The sequence below is a fragment of the Arthrobacter sp. ZGTC131 genome (assembly GCF_002929275.1).
Lineage (GTDB): Bacteria > Actinomycetota > Actinomycetes > Actinomycetales > Micrococcaceae > Arthrobacter.
The window spans coordinates 275,162-297,245 of sequence record NZ_PJIK01000001.1 but is presented as its reverse complement, the minus strand read 5'-3'; the positions used below and the strand labels follow the sequence as shown (position 1 = coordinate 297,245).

Here is a 22,084-nt window from a genome sequence, read left to right as displayed (position 1 = left end):
CTGGCTGCGGCGCTGTCACTTCGGCACCACGAACCCGGCGGATGCGGTGTCCGCATAAGACGGCGGAAGGGATGCAAGGGCCGAGTCCAGATCGGCCATGGAGGCATGGTCTGCTGCGTCCGCGCTGCTGCTTCCGTAGCGGACCGCGTCAAACACGCGCGCCGCGTCTGCCAGTTTCCCGGCGGCCGTCGGGAAGGCGCGCGAGAGCTGTTCGGCAGCTTCGTCCGCCGTACGGCCCGGCTGAGGCTCGAGGACCGCGCGGTCTTCGGCGGAACGCACCAGCGCCCGAAATTGATCGACGACGGCGGCCGGCCAGTCGCCGCGGGCCGCCGCGGCGGCCGCTTGGCGTCGGTACACCGCGGCGGTGACTGCGTCGTCGGCGTCAAATACCTCTTTTGGCGGTTGGCGCCGCGTGTTCAGCCGCGGGCGGGCCAGGATGATGGCCACGCCCAGCAGGACGGCGATGCCTATGCCGATCAGAGGGGCAGTTGCCGTGCCCTCGGCAGTTGCCTGACCGTCGCCCAATGACTGCAGCCAGTCCAGGAATTGCCGCCACAGCTCGGCAAGCCAGCCCGGTTCAGCATCCCGGTACTCGCGTTTGGACAGCTCCTCCACGGCCCAGCGCCGCGCCTCCTCCCGGTCGGGCTGCACCGGAGGTTCTGCGGGCTGCAGGATCAGGGTGAGGCCGGGCCACGCGAACGCCGAAAGTTCCCGCGGGCCGTTCATCCGCGCGTCGTAGGACCGCCGGACGGCGGCCGCCAGCCGGTCGCGGGACCGGTGGACCCCGTCCTGTAGACAGGCACTCCGCGGCCAGGGATGCCGCCGTCGTCGGCCCCGGTTTCCAGCAGCCGGAGCAGCGCGATATCCAGGCCGTCCTTGCGCATGCGCAGGTCCATGTACAGCAAAGCCATGACGGACGTCTGGAAGGCGAATCCCACGGCTCCGGCAAGGGCAGAGACGACGGCAGTGGCCACGGCGACAGCCACGCCGATGGTCGCGGCCTGGCCCGCGGCGTCGTGCGGGGCAACCACACCGGTAAACAGCCCGGAAACAAGGCTGACCGGGATCAGGACTATCTGGACGATGACGCTCACGAGGAGCGATACCACCAGGATGATGCCGAAGATGCGCCACCAGTTCCCGCGGGTGATGCTCCATGAGCGCCGGATCCCGTCGAGCGCGCCGAGTTCTTCAATGACGATGGCGGCCGGAGCGACGGTCAGCTTCACGGCTATCCACACGAAGGCAGCCAGGAACGCCAGCCCCAGCGGAAACACGATTGCGAAAGACAGCGGGCCAGCGGTGCTGACCAGCAGGAAGGTGACGGCCGCGAACACAGCGGTCGCCAGGAGGCCGGCTGCCGCCGCAATGCCTGCTATGCGTACCAGTGCCCAGGCCCGCCCGCGCGCCAGCATCCACATCTGCCGGAAACCCGTGCGCCGGTTGAGGATGGACCTGGCCACGGGAACCACCATGGCGCCCTGGAGCACCGCGGAAATAAACAGGGTCACGACCGAGATCACCGCGATGGCGCCGGCCACGGCCAGACCGATGCCGGCCAGTTCGGAACTGCTTTGGGTCTCCAGCCAGGCGCCCATCGACGCTTCGGAGGTGGCCCCCGCTGCCGTGAGGACACCGGCGGCGATCGCGCCCAGCGCCTGCGCAAGGAGGCCCGCGCCGAGCATGGCTTTGGGGTTACGCCTGATCGTCTGGAATGAACCGTCCATGATTTCGCCGAACATCAGCGGCCGCAGCGGGACTACGCCCGGCTTTGGCGGCGCCGCATAGGCGGGGTAGCCGGAGGGCAGGTTCCCCGGTGCGCCCCACGGCTGCTGATTGCCGTACTGCGGGTTTCCCGGCTGGGGGTTCGCCCACTGCGGGTTTCCCCATTGGGGCGGTGCGCCCCACGGCTGCTGGTTTCCGTGCTGCGGGTTTCCGGGCTCTGTGTTTCCCCATTCCGGGTTTCCCCGTTGGGCTGGTGCGCCCCAGGGTTGGCCCGGCTGTCCGCCCTGGTTTTGGGGGGAAGCAGGGCCCCACGGCTGGCGTCCGGCCTCCGGCGGCGATTGTTCCGGCGGCGGGCTATTAGGGTCCTGCTGTGACAACCTGTTCCTCCCCAAGGTTCGCACCGGAAACGGCCGGGCCACTCCAGACTATAGTTCCGCCGTCGGGCATCCTAGCGTCCGGGCGATTTCGGGGCCGGGCGGCGCCGCCGCCCACTACTCCGGGCTGTTCAGGCGGCATTGTCCTCCCCGCCGAAGCCTGAAGGTCCACGTGCGGGGCCGGGTGCCGGCGCCATGCCGAGGATGCGGCCAATAAGACAAAGCAACAGCAATAAGGGAATATATAACTATGAAGGCACGCATTCTGGTAGTTGACGATGACGAGGCACTCGCAGAGATGATCGGCATCGTCCTGCGCAATGACGGGTTCGAGCCCGTTTTTTGCGCCGACGGAGGGCAGGCCATTGAGGTTTTCCGCTCGTCGAAGCCGGATCTCGTGCTGCTGGATCTCATGCTCCCCGGTACCGACGGCATCGAGGTATGCCGGCAGATCCGTTCGGAATCGGATGTTCCCATCGTCATGCTGACGGCCAAATCCGACACTTCGGACGTGGTACGCGGGCTTGAGTCCGGCGCCGACGACTACGTGCCCAAACCCTTCAAACCGGCGGAGCTGGTCGCCCGCGTGCGGGCTCGCCTCCGCCCCGGCGACCAGAAGGCGCCGGAGACGCTGCGCATCGCGGATATCACGATCGACGTCGCCGGTCACCTGGTGAGCCGCGGCGACGAGCGGATTTCCCTGACGCCCCTGGAGTTCGATCTTCTGGTTGCGCTGGCGCGCAAGCCGTGGCAGGTGTTCACTCGTGAGCTGCTGCTCGAGCAGGTCTGGGGTTACCGGCATGCAGCGGATACCCGGCTGGTCAATGTCCATGTCCAGCGGCTGAGGTCAAAAATTGAACGTGATCCGGAAGCTCCGGAAGTAGTATTGACGGTTCGTGGTGTCGGCTATAAAGCAGGTTCCTGACCCGCAGGGGCCTAATCCCTCTGATGCCCCGGTGGATTCCGCTCCCGGAGCCCACCCGCCGCACCCTGTGACGCCGGCCAAGGCCGCTGACACGTCGCACAAGCCCGGTGCACACCCCGTGCCGGAGCACACCGACGCCTTTGGCGCAGGCCTTGCCAGGTTGCCGTTCCAGATCCGCATCTGGCGGCGGCGTGCGCTGATTGTTGCAGTGCGGGTCGGGCGCCTGGTGCGCACCGGCCTGGACCGGTTCTTCCCGGGAATCCGCTACCTCCTGCATTCCCTGCAGCGAAGGTGGCGCCGGTCGCTGCAGTTCCGGACGGTCCTGACCACCCTGTTGCTGTCCATCAGCTCCTTTGCCATTGTGGGCGCCTACCTGTCGAACCAGATCGCCAACAACCTCTTCCAGGAACGGCTGACCCAGGCGGAGTCCGAAACCCGCTACAACGTCAAGCAGGTGCAGGACACGTTTGACGGCGCGCAGGTCACCGACCAGTCCAGCGTGATCACCCTCGTCTACGACACGCTGAATGCCGTCGAGGGCAGGGGCTCCGTCATCCAGCGCCGCTACGTGTTCGAGGCGATGCCGGAGCAGACTAAGCCCCGCAACCGCTGGGTGGAGTCCCGGGCGTCCGACCAGCTCACCGTCAGCGTCATCCCGCCCGAACTCCGGGCCGCAGTGCAGGATTCGGGCAAAGAGCAGTTCTGGGCCTCCACCGAGTTCCCGGTGGGCACAGAAGACCGTCCGGGCATCGCCGTCGGGAACAAGGTGACCTTCAACGGCACCGTCTATGAGCTCTACCTGATCTACGACCTCAACACCGCGCAACAGACGCTGGACGAGATCCAGAACGTACTCTGGGCGGGCGGCGCAGCGCTGATCCTGATGATCGGCGGCATCGCCTGGTACGTCACCCGGAACGTTGTCAGCCCGGTGAGCCACGCCGCGGTGGTGTCCGAGAAGCTTGCGGCCGGACAACTGCAGGAGCGCATGGTGGTCAAGGGAGAAGACGAAATGGCGCGCCTGGGGGCGTCCTTCAACCACATGGCTGCCAGCCTTCAGGAGCAGATCACGCAGCTGGCGACCCTCTCCCAGATGCAGCAGCGGTTCGTCTCCGACGTTTCCCACGAGCTGCGCACGCCACTGACCACGGTGAGGATGGCTGCTGAGGTGCTGTTCGACGCCCGCCACGACTTTGACCCTATTAACAAGAGGTCGGCGGAGCTGCTTTACAACCAGGTGGAAAGGTTCCAGTCGCTGCTGGCGGACCTGCTCGAGATCTCCCGGTTCGACGCCGGCGTTGCCATGCTGGACGCCGAGGCCACGGACATCGTCCAGCTCGTCTCCCACGTCATGGAAGGAGCCGCGCCCGTTGCAGAGGAGTACGGCTCTGGCATGACACTGAACGCCCCGGAGGGCAGCGTGGTGGTGGAAATGGACGCCCGCCGCATTGACCGGATCCTGCGGAACCTGGTCCTGAACGCCCTTGAACACGGCGAAGGCCGTCCCGTCAACATCTCCGTGGCCTCCAACGAGACCGCGGTGGCCGTCACCGTCAGGGACCACGGAATCGGTATGAGCCCCGCGGAGGCTGCCCGGGTCTTCGACCGCTTCTGGCGCGCCGACCCTGCCCGGGCACGGACCACCGGAGGCAGCGGGCTGGGGCTCTCCATCGCCACCGAAGACACCAAGCTCCACAACGGCTGGCTCCAGGCCTGGGGCAACACGGGCGTCGGCTCCAATTTCCGGCTGACGCTTCCGCTGAAGCAGGGCGGCACGATCACGAAGTCGCCCCTCCAGCTGGAGCCGGCGGATGTTAGCCTGCACGGCCACGGCGATCACACCGTTCTCGTGTTGGGCAGCACACCCGCCGGGGCCATGGACGCCGCCGGTGAAGCCGAAGCCGCCGTAGGGACCGAAGCCGCCGTAGGGACCGACGCTGCTGTAGGGACCGACGCCGTCCGCCTGCCGGGCGGAGCCGGGGCTTCGAAAGCGGCCGGGACGGGAGAGCGGTCATGAGCGGCTGGCGGCCGAACCTCCGCGGCGTAGTGGCGTGCGTCCTCGCCGTCGTGCTCCTCTTCCTGGCAGCCTGCGCGCAGATTCCCCGGTCCGGAGCCGTCGGCAAGAGCCGCGAGGAAGGCGCCGGCAATCCCAATGCGCCCGTTTTCTTCCCGCGGGCGCCCCTGACCGGGTCAAGCCCCGAGGCGGTCATCGAGGACTTCTACAGCGCCGGCAGCGGGTACGAGGATGACTACGCGGTGGCGCGGCAGTACCTCACCCAGGCGTCTGCCGTTGCGTGGAAACCCGACCAGCGGACCCTCGTGTTCCGTTCGGAGCAAGTGGTGAAAACCGGCGTCGAAGGCGTCTTCAACTACGAACTTGACGTCGCCTATTCCGTCGATGCCGACGGCGTCGCCACCCAGATGCCGGAAGGAACCAAGGAAAGCATCCCGGTCACGCTGGTTCAGGTTGACGGCGAGTGGCGGATCTCGAAGATTCCTGACGGCACTGCCATCCCCGAGGAAACGTTCAGGGTCATCTACGGGGCCTATCCGATCTACTTTTACGATCCCAGCTTTACGTATGCCATTCCTGATGTGCGCTGGTTCATCAAGAAGAAAACCGTGAAGTCGATGACGAGTGCCCTGCTCGGCGGGCCTGCGCCGTATCTGAAGGGCGCCGTCGTCAGCGCCTTCCCCTCCGGAATGAAGCTGGCCCGTGAGTCCGTGCCGGTGGTTTCGGGAGCGGCCCAGGTTGACCTGTCGGCCAAGGAACTGACCGAGGCGTCAGCCGAGGACAGGCTCCGGATGCAGACTCAGCTGGCCCTGACGTTCCGCAGCCAGCCCGATGTGATCAACGTCGAGCTCAGGGCCAACCAGGACCTTGTGCGCGTGGAGGACAACGGTTCTGTGTTGCCCCCTGTCCAGAACAGGAACGTTCCGGCACGCCAGATCGCTGTCAACCGTAACGAACTCGTTCGCTACGAAAACAACCGAATTTCGCCGCTGCCCGACATGCAGTCGGTCGCGGCGCTAAAGCCCCGTTCGCCGGCCGAGTCGCCGGTCTCCCAGTCCGTTGCGTTCCTGAACGGCAGCCGGAGCACCCTGTATTCCATGGTGCCCGGGCAGCCCGCGCGTGCCCTGACAACCCGCACCACGCTGACCCACCCTTCGTTCAGCCTGCACGACTGGGTGTGGTCTGCCGGACCGGGCGCCCAGGGAGTCACCGAGCTGACAGCATTCCGTCCCACCGGAGTCGCGGCCGGCGCCACAGTGCCGTCCGTGACGCTGACGCCGTCCTGGCTGGCGGGCCGATCCGTGAAGGATTTCCGGGTGTCCCGCGAGGGGGTCCGGGCGCTGGTCATTTCCGAGCGGAACGGCCAGACACGCGTCCAGGTGACGGGCATCATCCGCAGTGCTGACGGTACGCCCAAGGAATTGACATCGCCCGTCACCCTGCATGCAAGCGGCAGCCCGGATCAGGGCGTGTGGGTCAACGACACGACCGTTGTGGTGATGAAGGGCGCGGCTTCCGCGGACGTTACGCCGGAACTGCTTTCCCTTACGTCCGCCGAGCCGCAGAAGCTTGCTCCGTGGCCGGGGCTCGTGGCCCTCAGCGCCGGCAACGGACCGGAAGAGATCTTCGCCCAGTCCGCCGACGGTATTTTCCAAAGGCTCGGAAATGGCTGGTCCCCGCAGCTGAAAGGGCCGGCGGACCCGTCGTTCCCGGGCTGACACGTTCGGGGGAGTTCTCCACATAGGGCAATCGGACTCTTCATCCGCGCCGTCCGGCCCGGCAGGCTGGGCGGGTGGAAATGAAAAATCCGGCACCGGCCGGCCGCGTGCCAACCGACCCTGACCTGCTGCCGCTACCGGCCTGGGCCGCGAGGCACCGCGGCGAACACCGGCAGCGGTTCCTGAAAGCCGCCGACCTCCTTGCGGGGGCAGCGGCGGAGGTTCTGGCTCTGGCGCTGCCCGTAGAGTGCGTCTGCTGCGGCCGGGAGGACCTGGCCATCTGCGCAGGCTGTGAGCGCCGCCTCCGTCTCCTGACCCGGTATCCCTTCCGGGCCGAGTCCGCCGCGCCCGCGCTCATGGACACGGACGGTTCGATCCTCCTTCCGGTCGTGGCTGCCGGGATCTACCGGGAAGAACTGGCGCAGTCGGTCCTGGCCTTCAAACGCCACGGACAGGGGCAGCTCCGGGCTGTTCTGGCGAACGCCCTCGGACGGGCCATCGCCGCCGTTGCCGCCGGGGATCGGGGGATCGTCCTGGTTCCGGTGCCCAGCAGCAACAGCGCGTACCGGAAGAGGGGATTCAGCCCCGTCCATTTGCTGCTGGCCCAAGCGCTCCGCAGCAGCAGCCTCGACGGCATCAGCTGCCAGGACACCCTGCGGAAAGTCAGGATCACCGGCGTGCCGGGTACCTTGGCGGGTGGGCAGAAGGGGCTTGGACGGGGGGACAGGGCCCGCCGGGTTCGCGGTTCCATGCGTGCAGTCCGGAGGCGCTCCAAGGGCGGGCTGCTGGGCTGCCCGTGCATCATCGTCGACGACGTCCTGACCACCGGAGCGACGCTCGCCGAAGCCGCCCGGGCGGTCCATCAGGCAGGGGGAATCGTCCGCGGTGCTGTGGTCCTGGCGGCCACCCGCGCCCCCGACGCGCCGCCCTCACCGACGTAGGAGCCGGGGTGCGGCGCCTACCGGAGACATACAAAAAAATAAACAGCGAAAGGATGAATAACTCGTTGCTATGAACTAACGTCGGGTATGGGTACCAAGATCAGTTGTACCTTTCGATAGCGGCTCGGAAAGGGGCTCGACTGTCATTCAGATCGTCCCCGGGAAGTGCCGCCGTCGTGTCACCGAAGTCATTTGGAGGGCACCATGGAGTTCATGATCAGCGGACGAAATCTGACGGTCTCGGACCGATTCCGCGAATACGCCGGCGAGAAGATCTCGAAGATCGAATCGCTTGGGGACAAGGTCCAGAGGGTCGACGCGAAGGTTTCGAAGGAAACGAATGCGCGTCAGACCGGTGACCAGCTCACAGTCGAAGTGACAGTCCTGGGCCGAGGCCCCGTGATCCGTGCCGAAGCAAGCGCCGCAGACAAGTTCGCCGCTTTCGACCTCGCCTATAACAAGCTGCTTGAGCGGCTGCGCCGGGCCAAGGACCGCAAGAAGGTCCATCACGGGCGGCACACGCCCAAGGCGGTGCGCGAGGCAACAGCCACCCTGGAGCCCGCAAGCTCCAATGAGCCGATTTACGTCGAAGCGAGCCATCGCGCCGAGCCTGCTCCGGAGCCGGCCGAGAAGTCGCCGTACGACGTCGACAACGACATTCCTGCCGGCGATTCGCCGGTGCTGATCCGCCGCAAGGTGTTCCCGGCCGCCTCCCTTACCCTCGACGACGCCGTGGACAACATGGAACTTATCGGGCACGACTTTTACCTCTTCGTGGACAAGGCCACGAATGCTCCTTCTGTCGTGTACCGCCGCCGGGGCTGGACGTACGGGGTCATCACCCTGGACCATTACTGCGAGCCCGGTGAGAATACGCATGAAGAGCAGATCCACGCGTACCGCTCGGACGATGCGGCCGCGACTGCATAAGATGGTGCCCAAACAACGAAAGGGCTGACATGGGTGCATCGCTGAGCCTTTCACAGGCCCGGCGGATCGCCCTGGCAGCACAGGGATTGGACAAAGGACGGCCCGCCGGCACCGTGACTTCACGGACGGTGGGCCGGACCTTTGCCCGGATCCAGCTGGTTCAGATCGACTCCGTCAATGTTCTGGCAAGGAGCCATTTCCTGCCGTTCTTTTCTAGGCTCGGCAATTACGACCGTGCCATCCTCCAGCAGATGGCCGGAAAACATCCCCGGCGCATGATGGAGTACTGGGCGCATGAAGCGAGTTTCATCCGGCCGGAGCATTTCCTGGACCTCGTTGCGTGGCAGAACCGTACGTGGGTGGGGGCCTCAGCCATGGATCCGGGGCTGCGCTCAGGCGTGACCGGCCGCATCCTTGAGGCGCTGGCCGATGGCAAGCCGATGACGGCGGCTGAGCTCACTGCCAGGATCGGGCATGTGGAGGACCGCAAGCACGTCAACTGGGGCTGGAACTGGAATGCAGTCAAGCGGGTCCTGGAACACCTCTTTGAGGAGGGCGTGGTGTCGTCCGCGGCGCGTACGGAGCAGTTCGAACGCAGGTATGCACTGACGCGCAATGTCCTGCCCGGGCACGCGCTGGACACGGTGCCGGATCCGGCGGCGTCTATGGACAGGCTCATCGACGCCGCCGCCCAGGCACACGGGATCGGCACGGCGCGGTGTTTCGCTGACTATTTCAGGACGCCGCTCAAGGCCGCAGCGCTCTCGGTCGAGCACCTCGTGGACAGCGGACGGCTGGTTCCCGTCACGGTGGACGGCTGGGACCGGAAGCTGTACCGCCATGTAGACGCACGGCTGCCGCGCTCGGCCTCAGGCAGGGCACTGCTCAGCCCCTTTGACTCCCTGGTCTTCGAGCGGCGCAGGCTTGAGGAACTCTTCGGCTTTCACTATCGGATCGAAATCTACACTCCTGAGCCCAAGCGCCGCTTCGGCTACTACGTCCTTCCCTTCCTTCTCCGGGACCGCCTGGTGGCGCGGGTGGACCTCAAGGCTGACCGGGCCAGCGGTAGACTCCTGGCCAAGGCATGCTTCGCCGAGCCGGACGCGCCGGGGGACACCGCCGTCGAACTGGCCGCGGAGTTGCGGCTGATGGCCGACTGGCTCGGGCTGGACGACGTGATTGTGTCCCCGGCGGGGGACCTGTCCGCCAGTGTGGCGGCCGCCGTTAACGGGGCGGACGCGCTGTATCCGCTCTGAGAAAACAGGCGCCACGTGCTGTGCGTCTCTCCCGTAGACTGAACACGCCAGAATTCGGCAGCATGAGACTGGGAGCAACTTCACGTGGCATCACTAATCGAAAAACTTCTCCGCACGGGTGACAAGAAAACCCTAAGGCAACTGCGGAACTATGCCGATTCCATTAACGCCCTTGAAGACTCATTCAAAACTTTCACCGACGCTGAACTGCGCGAAGAAACAGACCGGCTCCGGGCCCGCCACCAGGACGGTGAAACCCTCGACGATCTCCTTCCCGAGGCCTTTGCCGCTGTCCGGGAAGCGTCCTCCCGCACCCTGGGCATGCGCCACTTTGACGTTCAGCTCATGGGCGGTGCGGCCCTTCACTTGGGCAACATCGCAGAGATGAAAACCGGTGAGGGCAAGACGCTCGTGGCCACAGCTCCGGCCTACCTCAATGCCCTGGCAGGTAACGGCGTGCACGTCATCACCGTGAATGACTACCTGGCCGAATACCAGTCCGAGCTGATGGGCCGCGTGTACCGCTTCCTCGGCCTCAGCAGCGGCTGCATCCTTTCCAACCAGGACCCGTCTGTCCGCCGCGAGCAGTACGCCGCCGACATCACGTACGGCACCAACAACGAATTCGGCTTCGACTACCTGCGCGACAACATGGCCTGGGACAAGTCCGAGCTCGTCCAGCGCGGACACCACTTCGCGATCGTCGATGAAGTCGACTCCATCCTGATCGACGAGGCCAGGACCCCGCTGATCATCTCCGGCCCCGCCCAGGGTGACACCAACCGCTGGTACAGCGAGTTCGCGAAGGTGGTGCTCCGCCTGCAGCCGGACCGCGACTACGAGGTCGACGAAAAGAAGCGCACCGTCGGCGTCCTCGAAAGCGGGATTGAAAAGGTTGAGGACTACCTGGGCATCCAGAACCTCTACGAATCCGCCAACACGCCGCTGATCGGCTTCCTCAACAACGCCATCAAGGCCAAGGAACTGTTCAAGCGGGACAAGGACTACGTCATCCTCGACGGCGAGGTCCTCATCGTCGACGAGCACACCGGCCGTATTCTCGCCGGCCGCCGCTACAACGAGGGCATGCACCAGGCGATCGAAGCCAAGGAAGGCGTCGAAATCAAGGCCGAGAACCAGACTCTCGCCACCGTGACGCTGCAGAACTACTTCCGCATGTACGAGAAACTCTCCGGCATGACCGGCACCGCGGAAACAGAGGCCGCGGAGTTCATGAGCACGTACAAGCTGGGGGTCGTCGCCATCCCGACCAACCGGGACATGCAGCGGATCGACCAGTCTGACTTGGTTTATAAGAACGAAGCCGTCAAGTTCGATGCCGTGGTGCGGGACATCGCCGAGCGTCACGAAAAGGGCCAGCCCGTCCTCGTGGGCACCACGAGCGTCGAGAAGAGCGAATACCTTTCCAGGCTGCTCGCCAAGGAAGGAATCCGCCACGAGGTCCTCAACGCCAAGAACCACGCCCGTGAAGCCGCCATCGTGGCTCAGGCGGGCCGCAAGGGAGCCGTAACCGTCGCCACCAACATGGCCGGCCGCGGTACCGACATCATGCTCGGCGGCAACGCCGAGTTCACGGCCATCGCCGAGCTGGCCCAGCGCGGCCTTGACCCCGAGGAGAACTCGGACGAGTACGAGGCCGCCTGGCCGGCCGCTCTGGAGGCTTCCAAGCAGGCCGTCAAGGACGAGCACGAAGAGGTACTGAATCTCGGTGGCCTCTACGTCCTGGGTACCGAGCGCCACGAGTCCCGCCGGATCGACAACCAGCTGCGCGGCCGCTCCGGACGCCAGGGAGACCCCGGCGAATCCCGTTTCTACCTGTCGCTGACCGACGACCTCATGCGCCTGTTCAACTCCGGAGCAGCGGAGCGCCTGATGAACAGCTCGGTGCCCGACGATGTGGCGCTCGAATCCAAACTCGTCTCCCGCGCCATCGCCTCGGCCCAGGGCCAGGTCGAGGGCAGGAACGCCGAGCAGCGCAAGAACGTCCTGAAGTACGACGACGTCCTGAACCGCCAGCGCGAGGCAATCTACGGCGACCGCCGGCGGATCCTTGAAGGTGACGACCTCCACGAGAAGGTGCAGTACTTCCTGGAAGACACCGTCACCGCCCTGATCGACGAGGCCACGGCCGAGGGCAACGGCGATGACTGGGACTTCGAACAGCTTTGGACGAACCTCAAGACCCTCTATCCCGTCAGCATCACGGCGCACGACGTGATCGATGAGGCCGGCGGAAAGTCGCGCATCACGGTTGAATTCCTGAAGGAAGAAATCCTGTCGGATGCGCGGCTGATGTACCAGGCCCGCGAGGAAGCCATCGGTTCGGAAAGCATGCGCGAGCTTGAGCGCCGCGTGGTCCTCTCCGTCATCGGCCGGAAGTGGCAGGAGCACCTCTACGAGATGGATTACCTGAAGGAGGGCATCGGCCTGCGCGCCATGGCACAGCGCGATCCGCTGGTCGAATACCAGCGCGAAGGCTTCACGATGTTCCAGGCCATGATGGAAGCCATCCGCGAGGAGAGCGTCGGCTTCCTGTTCAACCTTGAGGTTGAAGTCACTCCGGCGCAGGACGTGGTTATAGCCGATGCCGCCGGCGGCCACACCGAACACCAGGAGCCGCAGATCCGTGCTGCCGGACTCGAAGCGCCCGAGAAGCCTGCCCAGCTGCAGTACACGGCGCCGGGCGAAGACGGCGGAGCCCAGACGCGCATCGAGGGCAGGTCAGCCGGACGCTCGGGAAACCCGGCGAAGGCCGCATCACAGGACCGCCGTGATGCCAAGAAGAAGAAGCGCTAGGACTTAGCGCGGCTGAAACCTAGTGAGGGACCGGAGCAGTTGCTCCGGTCCCTCACCGCTTTTGCGCCGGGTCATCCGATTTCCAGGGCGGTCACGCGCCAGATCTGCTTGCTGCGTTCCAACCGGACGGCCACAGCGCGTGTCCGGAGTTCGTCGGTCACCACCGCACTGGCCTCGTAGATGTCCGGTGTCACCTCGCAGGCCCGAACGGACCTGACCGTGGGGTTTCTGTGCAGCCGCCCAAGCTTGCGAGGTGCCCTGGCTGACTCGTGGCGGATCAGCGACGCACGATGCTGAAGGGCCGTCAGGCAACGCTGGTCCAACCGGCGTGCCAGCTGATGGATTGGCCGCGTGCCGGCCAGCACTTCAATAGCCGCCTGAACTGTGGCTCGCGTAAGGGCGCAGATTTCGCGGTTCTCTTCCGTTCCCCCAGACCGGACGGAAGGGATGACATGTGTCGTTGCGGTGCCCGCGCTCCGGACGGGAGTTAGTGCAGTCATGATTTCGGTCCTTCGGTTGCAGTGGCATTGCGGGACGCGGTTGCGCGGACGGATCAGCCGCCCTTGGTTCACGGGACAGGGGGCTTGAGGACCTGGCCCGGGACGAGGATGTCAGGGTCCGTGCCGATGACTGTCCGGTTGGCTTCGTACCAGCGCGGCCATTGCACGGCGATTTCGACGTCACTGGCGGCGGGTCCCAACGCCCGGGCCGCGATGGTCCACAGGGAATCACCGGCCCGCACGGCCACTTCCGGGCCCGCTGCGGCGGGGACTTCGCGGGCTGACCTGACAGGGACGGCGGTCACCAGGCGCGGTTCCGTGACAGGCGCGCGGGGCTTCCACTGCGGCTGGAAGTCTGTTGCGCCCGGGGCGGGCCGGCCGCCCGCATCAGGCTTTGCTTCCGGCCACGTCCGGCTGGCCGGGGGCGGTCCGGCCGTCGGAGCCCAGGCCGCCGATACTGCGGACCCGCTGCTTGACGGTTGGGGCACATCTGGCTCGGTGCCCGCATGGGCGAGAGGCACCCCCATCAGCTGCACGCCCAGTGCGGCAAAGGCCAGCCTGCGCATGAACACGGGGCTGAGCCGTCCGGTGACCGCGGCCGTACGCGGCCGCCCTGTGCGCTCCAGCAACGCGGCCGCAAGAGCGGTGACGAGTGAAAGAACCCACCACGACACCACCGTCAGGCCAGCCGCACTGGCCGATAGGCCGAGGAGATCTTCGAATCCGAGGGACTGCCCGCGTGCCGAGGATCGGTGCCATTCCTCCAGGAGGCTGCGGCCCGTCCACGCCAGGAAGAGGCCCAGCCCCAGAATGACCAGCGCTAGGGCTGCGTCAGACGTGACCGGCCTGGCTGAATCTGGCTTCTCGGACATAGCCATTCCTCTCGTTTATTCCCGTTTGATGCAGTTTGATGGTGTTTGATGACAGTGAAGACAGTTTGCATCACCTTTAGGATGGTTGTCTAGGGCTGGGGAGCCGCCCTGGCGAATTGACCGACCCGGCACGCCCGCCTACGCTGACGCCATGCGGTGGAATGCTCTCTTTGAGGACCTCGAGGCCCAGATAGCCGAGGCCGGGGTCCTGAACCGGGAATCGGAGGTGGCCGAACGTGCCCGTGCGGACTTGGCTTCCGTCGAACTGGCCGAACGGCTCCGGGGGTCGATAGGCCGGCGTATCGGCGTCCACCTCGCCTCGGGCACCGCCTTTGCCGGCATGTTGAGTCACGCGGGTGCGGAGAGCCTGGTCCTGGACGAGCCCGCCCACCAGGTGTTGATTCCCTACACGGCCGTGGCTCACTACATGGGGATTGGCAGGTTGGCCGTCGGCGAGACTTCAGTGGTGCGCCGGAAGCTGGGCCTCGCTAGTGCTCTGCGGATCCTGTCGCGAGACAGGGCGCCGCTGACCGTCGTGATGGCCGCGGGAGACGCGCGCATCACGGGTGTGATTGACAGGGTGGGGCGGGACTTTTTTGACCTCGCCATGACCCATGAGGGCGAGGCGCGCCGGGCCTACGGTGTCACGGACGTCGCGACGGTCCCGTTCCGGGCGCTTGGCGCACTGCGATCGATGCGGGGCGGCGAGCTCTAACCTGCCGCGGGAGATTCAGACCGACTTGGACTTGGCCTCTTCGATCATGCGGCTGGCCTCGGCGTAGCGTTCTTCGATGTACTGTTCGAGCATTTTCTCCTCGACGCGCCATTGGCCGCGGCCGCCGACCTGGATCGCCTTCAGCTCCCCGCTGCGGACAAGTGCGTAGGCCGCGGGCGCATTGATCTGGAGTTGCTCGGCTACATCTGCAAGGGTGAGGAAACGGGGCATGATCCCATTCTGCCACCGGTGGCACCTGATGATGCCGTTATCCACAGTTTGATGATGTTTGCTCCTGTGACTTTCGGTTTGGCCAAGGATGCCGTAACAATGATCATGACCGGCGCGAACTGGGCGCCCGGCGCGTCAAGGGGGAGCAGTACGCATGAGTGTCAGCGCCACGGCCACGGGAGCCCGTCTGAAGAAGCCCTCCTGGAAGGACCCGCGGCTCCTGGTGGGCGTGCTGCTGGTTCTCGCGTCGGTCGTCGGAGTCATCTCGCTCGTCGGCAGCGCGGACCAGACCACCGAGGTATTGGCCGCCCGGGAGGCAATTGCCGTGGGCCAGAAGCTCACGCCCGATAACGTGAACCGGGTCAAAGTCCGGCTGGGGGACGTGGAACAGCACTACTTTACGGCGGAGTCAGGGATGCCTGAAGGCATGGTTGCCGTTCAGCGGATCGCCAAAGACCAGCTACTGCCCCGGGAAAGCCTGGGCAGCGTGGATGCCCTCGACCGGAAGCCCGTGGCCATCACTGTTCAGGAGACCCTGCCCGAGCAGGCGGTGGCCGGCACGCGCGTCGACGTCTGGGTGTCGATGCCCGACGCACGGAACGGATTTGCGGAGCCACGGCTGCTCCTGCCGGGCGCTGAAATCGCCCAGGTCACGACAGGTTCAATCGCGCTGGGATCCTCAAAGTCCACGGTCCTCATGGTCCTGGTGGGGGACGGGCAGATGCCGGCAATCCTCGGGGCGCAGGCCAACGAGGCCAAGATCTCGGTCGTGTGGAATCCCGGGGGCGGCACCAAGTGAGTATCCCGGTCGTAACTGTCGGGCAGGCACAGGAAGACCTGGTCGGAGGACTCGAGCGGCTCCACGGGCCCGTCACCGTGGTCCGGCGGTGTATGGAATTGGCGGAGCTGCTTGCTGCCTGCCAGAGCGGATTGGCCCGGGCGGCCGTCGTGGCAGAGGGGAGCGAGGATCTGACCGCGTCCCTCGTGGACAGGCTCGGCGCCGTGGGCGTCGCCATTATCGCCTTGACCGACAGCACCGAGGAAGCCGCCAGGCTTCGCGGTATCGGCGTCACGTCGGCAGTTCCCACGGTGGACTCCGCGGCGTTGGCCGAACGAATTTCCGACGCCGTTGCCCAGCTCACGGGCGGCAGGCCCGCGGGCAACCGAGTTACTGGCAACGGGCCCATTGGTGTGAAGCAGCGCGAGCACGGATTTGCAGACACCGGAGCGGCCCTGCTGCCCGAGGCCGACGACGCCGACCCGGTTCCGGCGGTGGCCGGAACCGGGAAGATCGTCGCCGTGTGGGGACCCGCGGGATCGCCGGGGCGGACCCTCGTGGCGGTGAACATCGCGGGCGAGCTTGCTGCCGCTGGAAAATCCGTTCTCCTCGTCGATGCGGACAGCTACGGGGCCAGCGTGGCCGCGGTTCTGGGACTGCTGGACGAAGCGGCGGGCCTGGCCCAGGCATGCCGGCTGGCGGACCAGGGGCTGCTGGACCGTGAGTCGCTGCTGCGCATCGCAGCCCCTGTTGCTGCCACTTCGGGAAGCTTCCGTGTCCTGACCGGCATTACGCGGGCGGACCGTTGGACCGAGCTGCGTTCCGCAGCCCTGGCGCTGGTTTTGGAAAGGGCCAAGGAAGTGGCCGACGTCGTCGTCGTGGACACCGGCTTCTGTCTTGAAGCCGACGAGGAACTGAGCTTTGACACCATGGCGCCGCGGCGGAATGCAGCCACGCTGCGAAGCCTGGAAATGGCGGACACTGTTTTTGCGGTAGGAGCCGCGGACCCCATCGGCGTGCCGCGGCTGGTCAGAGGACTCGCGGAGCTCGAAGCGGCAGTTCCGGGCGTGGCCCCGGACGTGGTGCTGAACAAGGTACGTGCTACGGCAGTCGGCCGCTCGCCGGAACGGCAACTCCGGGAGGCTTGGGACCGGTTCGGGCCGGGAACCGGCATCAAGGCCTTCCTTCCCTCCGATCCCGGTGCCAGCGACGCCGCCCTGCTTTCCGGGTCGCTGCTGCTGGAAGCCGCACCTGATTCGCGCCTGCGCGCCGCCATAGCCGAACTGGTTTGTGCACCTGCCCAGCAAAACCGCCGATCCTCTGTGTTCTCTTCCACAGCAAAGCGAAAGCTAAGGGGTTAGGCTCACGTTGAGGGCTGCAACGGTGCGGCCGTGAACTTGTGATGGAGGCGTTTGTCGATGTCGTCTGGGTCCAGCGTGGAGGATCAGTCCCGTCCCATGGAAGCCGAAGAGGGCTTCTTTGCGGACTACTATGAGCACCTCTCGGAGGAGGACGCCCGCGCCTACCCCCGTGAGCTTCTGACTGCCCGGGCCGACATGCACCGGCAGGTCGGAGCAATACGCCAGCCCGGACGAGCCAACATCTCCATCGCCGATGAAGCCGATCAAAGCGTGGTATACATCGTCACTGACGATATGCCGTTCCTCGTGGACTCCGTCAACGCCGAGCTGGTCCGGCAGAATTCGGCAATCCAGCTCGTCCTCCACCCGATGTTCGTGGTCATGCGGAACCGCCAAAGCAATGAGCTGGTCAAAGTGGACCGGGTGCCGTCGAACATCGGATTTTCCAGCGGTGATACGGCGGCGCTTCCCACGCTGTCACACCTGATTGCCCAGGGTGACAACGCCTCCCACATGGAGTCCTGGATTGCCGTGGAGATCGGCCGGGCAAGCGACGAAGCCAAGGTGCAGCTGAAGGACGGCCTGGAACGGGTCCTCGGCGACGTCCGCGCGGCGGTGGAAGACTGGCCGAAGATGCGCAATAAGGCACTGCAGGTTGCCGAAAGCCTGGACAAAGTGGCCCATGCGTCACAAATCGCCGAGATCCGGCAGGCCCAAGACCTGCTCCGGTGGCTTGACGACGGCAACTTCACGTTTCTGGGATACCGCGAGTACGACCTCGTCAACGAGGCAGGCGAGGACGTTCTGGAACTCCGTGAGAACAGCGGTCTCGGGCTCCTCCGCGCGCACGACGACACCCGCCAGGTTCAGCACCTGACGGATGCAGGCCGGCGCAAGGCACGGGAGAAGCGCGCCCTCGTGATCACGAAGGCGAATTCGCGCTCGACCGTGCACCGTCCCGCCTACCTTGACTACGTCGGCGTGAAGAGTTTTGACGCCGCCGGAAACGTGAACGGTGAGCAGCGGTTCATAGGTCTCTTCGCCACGAGTGCCTACACGGGCTCCGTCAAGAACATCCCCATAGTCCGCGAAAAAGTCGCTGCCGTCCTTCGCAGCGCGGGTTTTCCGCCCGATTCGCATTCCGGGAAGGACCTGCTTGGCATCCTGGAGACCTACCCCCGCGACGAACTCTTCCAGATCGAAATTCCCGACCTCGCCGCAACTGCCACCGGAATCCAGAGACTGCAGGAACGCCGTCGGACCCGGCTCTTCCTGCGCCCGGACATCTACGGCAGGTTTATGTCCGCCGTCGTATACCTGCCGCGTGACCGGTACACAACGAATGTCCGGCTCCGGATTGAGCAGGAGCTTCGCGAGACCTTCCACGCCGAGTCCATTGACTACGAGGCACGGATGACCGAATCGACGCTCGCCCGCCTCTTCTTCCGGATCCGGCTGCCCAAGGGTGCCGATGTCAGCCACGTCAACGCCGATGCCCTCGAGAAGAGGCTGGTCCGGGCCGCGCGCTCCTGGAGCGAAGGAATCAGCGAGGTGCTCCGTGACCGGCGGGCCGATGACGGGACCAAGGAGCTTGCCGCCATCTGGGCGGAGGCCTTCCCGGCCAGTTACCGGGTGGACTACGAGGTTGAGGATGCGCTGGAGGACATCGCCCGGTTTGAAAAGTACGGGGCCGCAGCCGAGCGGATGACCGGAGCGACACAGGAACGTCCCGGCGTCCATGTCTATCTGCCCGAAGGCGCGGGCGCAACACTCGAAGAGGACGCCCGGGTCAAGCTCTACATGCTGGAGCCCAAGAGCCTGAGCCAGATCCTTCCTTATTTTCACAACCTGGGGCTCGAAGTGCTGGATGAGCGGCCCTTCGAGATCGAGACCGCCGACCGCCGGGACTTCTTCCTCTACGACCTGGGCCTGAAATATCCGGCCGGCGTCGATCCGGTGTCCACCGGGCAGCTGCTGGCGGATTCGTTCGGGGCGGCCGTCTCGGGAGCCGTTGAATCCGACAGCTTCGACCGGCTCGTGCTGCGCGAGGGCATGACGTGGCGCCAGATCATCGTCCTACGGGCCTACGCCAAGTACATGCGGCAGATGGGCAACACCAACTCCTTTGAATTCATGGCCGACACGCTCCTCACTAACGCCGATGTCACCCGCGGGCTCACTGCACTGTTTGAGGCACGATTCGACCCGTCGTTGACCGAGTTGGAGCGGACCGAACGGCAGGAAAAGGTCCGTGCTGAGCTGTCGTCGTCGATCGAAGCGGTGGCGACGCTGGATGCGGACCGCGTCCTCCGGACGTTTACGAACCTGATTGAATCAACGCTCCGCACGAATTTCTACCAGGACAAGCCGTACGTGAGCTTCAAGCTGGACCCTGCGGGCATTGCGGGCCTGCCGTACCCCCGACCCAAGTTTGAAATCTGGGTCTATTCGACGCGGGTCGAAGGCGTGCACCTGCGTTTCGGCAAGGTGGCACGCGGCGGCCTGCGCTGGTCCGACCGGCGGGAGGACTTCCGGACGGAAATTCTGGGTCTGGTCAAGGCCCAAACGGTCAAGAACGCGGTTATCGTTCCGACCGGCGCCAAGGGCGGCTTCTTCGCCAAGCGCCTGCCCGACCCCGCAGCGGACAGGGCAGCGTGGATGGCGGAGGGCATTGAAAGCTACAAGACGTTCATCCGCGGGTTGCTGGATCTCACCGACAACCTGGTCACCACTGCCGACGGTGAACGTCTCGTCCCGCCGGCGAACGTCGTACGGCACGACGACGACGACTCCTACCTGGTGGTCGCGGCGGACAAAGGCACGGCCACCTTCTCCGACATTGCGAACGGGCTCGCGGCAGACTACGGCTTCTGGCTGGGCGACGCCTTCGCCTCCGGCGGATCAGTGGGGTACGACCACAAGGCAATGGGCATCACCGCCCGGGGTGCCTGGGAATCGGTCAAGCGCCACTTCAGCGAGCTGGACCTGGATACCCAGTCCGAGCCGTTCACAGTGGTCGGGGTGGGCGACATGTCCGGTGACGTCTTTGGAAACGGAATGCTGCTGTCCAGGCACATCCGGCTGCTGGCGGCCTTCGACCACCGGCATGTTTTCCTGGATCCCAACCCCGACGAGGCCAGTTCCTTCGCCGAACGGCAACGGCTTTTCGAGCTGCCGCGGTCCTCTTGGGATGACTACGACAAGGGCCTGATCAGCGAAGGAGGCGGTGTGTACCCGCGGCAGGCCAAGTCCATTCCGGTCTCCCCGCAGGTCCGCACAGCCCTCGGCCTCTCGGAGGACATTACCCAGCTCAGCCCGCCTGAACTTCTGCGGGCCATCCTGCTTGCGCCGGCCGACCTGCTCTACAACGGAGGCATCGGCACGTACGTGAAGGCCAGCACCGAGACGAACGCCATGGTGGGTGACAAGGCCAACGATGCCATCCGCGTGGACGGCCGCGACCTCCGCGTCAAGGTGGTGGGCGAGGGAGGAAACCTGGGCATGACCCAGCGGGGGCGCATCGAGGCGGCATTGCAGGGCGTCATCCTGAACACGGATGCCATTGACAACTCCGCGGGCGTGGACTGCTCGGACCATGAAGTCAACATCAAGATCTTCGTGGACCGGATGGTCGCCGCAGGCAAGCTCGATGCCGGCGAACGTGCCGGCTTCCTGGCGTCGATGACCGACGACGTGGCCCGCCTCGTCCTGGAAGACAACATCGACCAGAACATCCTGCTGCTCAACGACCGCCAGAAGGTGGCGGAGTGGAGCCCAAGCTACGAACGGCTGATGGACTGGCTGGAAAAGACGGCGGACCTCAACCGCGACCTGGAAGCCTTGCCTTCCACTGCTGCCCTCCGTGAACGCCTTGAGCAAGGGCAGGGGCTGACCTCTCCTGAGCTGTCCGTGCTCGCCGCCTATGCCAAGATCGAGCTGGCGACGGCGCTTCGGGACAGCGATCTGGCCGACGACCCCTGGTTCCGGCGGACGCTCCGGCAATACTTCCCGAAGCAGCTCCGGGAACGGTTCGACGCCGAACTGGACACGCATCCGCTGCGCCGGGAGATCATTGCCACGGTGGTTGCCAACGACATGATCAACATGGGCGGCGTCACCTTCGCCTTCCGGACCATGGAGGAAACGTCCGCCAGTGAAGTCGCGGTGGCCAAGGCCTTCGTTGCGCTCCGCGAAGTTTACGAACTGGACATCATGGTGTCCGAACTCAATGACCTTCCGGCGTCATTCCCCACCGAACACTGGAGCACGGTCCACCTCGACATCCGGCGTCTCCTGGACCGGGCCGTCCGCTGGGTTCTGGGCCAGGGAACCGCCTCCCGCCCCATCGCCGGCATCGTCGACGAGTTCAAGCCGCTCATGGATCCGATGCGTGCCAAGCTGCTGGACTATCTGCGCGGCGACGACCGCAACCGGGTGGCAGGGTGGCTTGAAAAGGCACGGTCCTGGGGTCTTCCTGAAGACCTTGCCCACCGCTGGGCCGAGCTCTTTGAGAGCTTCGTGCTCCTGGACATTGCGAAGATCGCCCACTCCCGCAAGGAAACGGCGGAAGACATCGCCCACGTGTACTACACGGTGTTTAACCGCTTCCACGCCGACTCCCTGCTCGAAAGGATCAGTTCACTGCCGCGGGCGGACCGGTGGCAGGCGCTTGCGCGCGCCGCGCTGCGGGACGACCTCTACTCCACCGTTTCAGACATGACGACGGCGGTGCTTGAGTCCACTGAAGCGAGCCTGCCCGCCGAGGATCGGCTCAAGGCGTGGGAGGCGCTGAACGCGGAGCAACTGGGACGGGCGAAGACCATGTTCGACGAGGTCAACGCCCTCGAAGCGGACGATATGGCGTCGCTGTCGGTAGCATTGAGGCTCTTGCGGTCAATCGTCCGACGCTAGGCATTGGCCCGGCGTC

General features: G+C 65.5%; 16 protein-coding genes. 11 read left to right on the top strand and 5 right to left on the bottom strand.

The window, feature by feature from the left end; translation table 11 throughout:
* Window positions 1–15: 15 nt before the first annotated feature.
* Together CXQ90_RS01330 and CXQ90_RS01325 are read right to left on the bottom strand one after the other, a co-directional pair.
* On the bottom strand, window positions 16–726 hold the full coding sequence (locus CXQ90_RS01330; RefSeq protein ID WP_104136386.1) for a DUF4129 domain-containing protein: 711 nt from the start codon (window positions 724–726) through the stop codon (window positions 16–18).
* Entirely contained in the window at window positions 723–2,102 is a 1,380-nt protein-coding gene (locus CXQ90_RS01325) for a proline-rich domain-containing protein (RefSeq protein ID WP_146068834.1), read from the bottom strand. The genes CXQ90_RS01330 and CXQ90_RS01325 overlap by 4 nt, the downstream gene beginning before the upstream one ends.
* Before the next feature lie 247 nt (window positions 2,103–2,349).
* Here CXQ90_RS01325 and mtrA point away from each other — a divergent pair, with 247 nt between their 5' ends.
* The 7 genes from mtrA (at window position 2,350) to secA (ending at window position 12,700) form a co-directional block, all read left to right on the top strand.
* The gene (mtrA, locus tag CXQ90_RS01320; protein WP_104136382.1) at window positions 2,350–3,024 is read left to right on the top strand and encodes an MtrAB system response regulator MtrA; all 675 of its coding nucleotides are present in this window, start codon (window positions 2,350–2,352) and stop codon (window positions 3,022–3,024) included.
* 118 nt (window positions 3,025–3,142) lie between these two features.
* Complete coding sequence (gene mtrB / locus CXQ90_RS01315) at window positions 3,143–5,041, top strand: MtrAB system histidine kinase MtrB (protein WP_258064337.1); 1,899 nt, start codon at window positions 3,143–3,145, stop codon at window positions 5,039–5,041.
* Window positions 5,038–6,756 carry an LpqB family beta-propeller domain-containing protein gene (locus CXQ90_RS01310; protein ID WP_104136378.1) on the top strand — a complete coding sequence of 573 codons (1,719 nt, stop codon included), beginning with the start codon at window positions 5,038–5,040 and terminating at the stop codon, window positions 6,754–6,756. The genes mtrB and CXQ90_RS01310 overlap by 4 nt, the downstream gene beginning before the upstream one ends.
* Before the next feature lie 80 nt (window positions 6,757–6,836).
* Window positions 6,837–7,697: a ComF family protein gene (locus CXQ90_RS01305; RefSeq protein ID WP_104136859.1), complete on the top strand. Its 861-nt coding sequence runs from the start codon at window positions 6,837–6,839 to the stop codon at window positions 7,695–7,697.
* A 204-nt stretch (window positions 7,698–7,901) separates the two neighbouring features.
* Window positions 7,902–8,627: a ribosome-associated translation inhibitor RaiA gene (gene raiA / locus CXQ90_RS01300; RefSeq protein ID WP_104136377.1), complete on the top strand. Its 726-nt coding sequence runs from the start codon at window positions 7,902–7,904 to the stop codon at window positions 8,625–8,627.
* 29 nt (window positions 8,628–8,656) lie between these two features.
* On the top strand, window positions 8,657–9,883 hold the full coding sequence (locus tag CXQ90_RS01295) for a winged helix-turn-helix domain-containing protein (protein WP_104136375.1): 1,227 nt from the start codon (window positions 8,657–8,659) through the stop codon (window positions 9,881–9,883).
* 84 nt (window positions 9,884–9,967) lie between these two features.
* A complete protein-coding gene (gene secA, locus CXQ90_RS01290) occupies window positions 9,968–12,700 on the top strand; it encodes a preprotein translocase subunit SecA (protein WP_104136374.1) in 2,733 nt (910 codons plus the stop codon).
* A gap of 71 nt (window positions 12,701–12,771) precedes the next feature.
* On the opposite strand, the gene CXQ90_RS01285 is transcribed toward secA, so the two are convergent.
* Together CXQ90_RS01285 and CXQ90_RS01280 are read right to left on the bottom strand one after the other, a co-directional pair.
* On the bottom strand, window positions 12,772–13,200 hold the full coding sequence (locus CXQ90_RS01285; protein WP_219816629.1) for an Rv3235 family protein: 429 nt from the start codon (window positions 13,198–13,200) through the stop codon (window positions 12,772–12,774).
* A 68-nt stretch (window positions 13,201–13,268) separates the two neighbouring features.
* Window positions 13,269–14,072 (bottom strand): LysM peptidoglycan-binding domain-containing protein, encoded by an 804-nt coding sequence (locus CXQ90_RS01280; protein ID WP_219816628.1) that lies wholly within the window; start codon window positions 14,070–14,072, stop codon window positions 13,269–13,271.
* 151 nt (window positions 14,073–14,223) lie between these two features.
* On the opposite strand from CXQ90_RS01280, the gene CXQ90_RS01275 reads away from it, so the two are divergent.
* The gene (locus CXQ90_RS01275) at window positions 14,224–14,787 is read left to right on the top strand and encodes a hypothetical protein (protein WP_104136371.1); all 564 of its coding nucleotides are present in this window, start codon (window positions 14,224–14,226) and stop codon (window positions 14,785–14,787) included.
* Between the two features lie 15 nt (window positions 14,788–14,802).
* Here CXQ90_RS01275 and CXQ90_RS01270 read toward each other — a convergent pair whose 3' ends face one another.
* Window positions 14,803–15,018 (bottom strand): helix-turn-helix domain-containing protein, encoded by a 216-nt coding sequence (locus CXQ90_RS01270; RefSeq protein ID WP_056633210.1) that lies wholly within the window; start codon window positions 15,016–15,018, stop codon window positions 14,803–14,805.
* Between the two features lie 154 nt (window positions 15,019–15,172).
* Between CXQ90_RS01270 and CXQ90_RS01265 the strand changes: the two genes are divergently transcribed.
* Genes CXQ90_RS01265 through CXQ90_RS01255 form a run of 3 tightly spaced genes read left to right on the top strand, consistent with a single transcriptional unit; the run spans window position 15,173 to window position 22,068 of the window.
* Entirely contained in the window at window positions 15,173–15,817 is a 645-nt protein-coding gene (locus tag CXQ90_RS01265) for an SAF domain-containing protein (RefSeq protein ID WP_104136369.1), read from the top strand.
* Entirely contained in the window at window positions 15,814–17,157 is a 1,344-nt protein-coding gene (locus CXQ90_RS01260; protein ID WP_104136367.1) for a chromosome partitioning protein, read from the top strand. Before CXQ90_RS01265 ends, CXQ90_RS01260 begins: the two co-directional genes overlap by 4 nt.
* Window positions 17,158–17,214: 57 nt before the next feature.
* The gene (locus tag CXQ90_RS01255) at window positions 17,215–22,068 is read left to right on the top strand and encodes an NAD-glutamate dehydrogenase (protein ID WP_104136366.1); all 4,854 of its coding nucleotides are present in this window, start codon (window positions 17,215–17,217) and stop codon (window positions 22,066–22,068) included.
* Window positions 22,069–22,084: the final 16 nt, after the last annotated feature.

What these genes read in the sequence shown, in the direction of transcription:
- CXQ90_RS01330 (WP_104136386.1), bottom strand. Translation starts at nt 726, where the DNA reads ATGAACGGCCCGCGGGAACTTTCGGCGTTCGCGTGGCCCGGCCTCACC.
- mtrA (WP_104136382.1), top strand. Translation starts at nt 2,350, where the DNA reads ATGAAGGCACGCATTCTGGTAGTTGACGATGACGAGGCACTCGCAGAG.
- CXQ90_RS01310 (WP_104136378.1), top strand. Translation starts at nt 5,038, where the DNA reads ATGAGCGGCTGGCGGCCGAACCTCCGCGGCGTAGTGGCGTGCGTCCTC.
- CXQ90_RS01305 (WP_104136859.1), top strand. Translation starts at nt 6,837, where the DNA reads ATGAAAAATCCGGCACCGGCCGGCCGCGTGCCAACCGACCCTGACCTG.
- raiA (WP_104136377.1), top strand. Translation starts at nt 7,902, where the DNA reads ATGGAGTTCATGATCAGCGGACGAAATCTGACGGTCTCGGACCGATTC.
- CXQ90_RS01295 (WP_104136375.1), top strand. Translation starts at nt 8,657, where the DNA reads ATGGGTGCATCGCTGAGCCTTTCACAGGCCCGGCGGATCGCCCTGGCA.
- CXQ90_RS01285 (WP_219816629.1), bottom strand. Translation starts at nt 13,200, where the DNA reads ATGACTGCACTAACTCCCGTCCGGAGCGCGGGCACCGCAACGACACAT.
- CXQ90_RS01280 (WP_219816628.1), bottom strand. Translation starts at nt 14,072, where the DNA reads ATGTCCGAGAAGCCAGATTCAGCCAGGCCGGTCACGTCTGACGCAGCC.
- CXQ90_RS01275 (WP_104136371.1), top strand. Translation starts at nt 14,224, where the DNA reads ATGCGGTGGAATGCTCTCTTTGAGGACCTCGAGGCCCAGATAGCCGAG.
- CXQ90_RS01270 (WP_056633210.1), bottom strand. Translation starts at nt 15,018, where the DNA reads ATGCCCCGTTTCCTCACCCTTGCAGATGTAGCCGAGCAACTCCAGATC.
- CXQ90_RS01265 (WP_104136369.1), top strand. Translation starts at nt 15,173, where the DNA reads ATGAGTGTCAGCGCCACGGCCACGGGAGCCCGTCTGAAGAAGCCCTCC.
- CXQ90_RS01255 (WP_104136366.1), top strand. Translation starts at nt 17,215, where the DNA reads ATGTCGTCTGGGTCCAGCGTGGAGGATCAGTCCCGTCCCATGGAAGCC.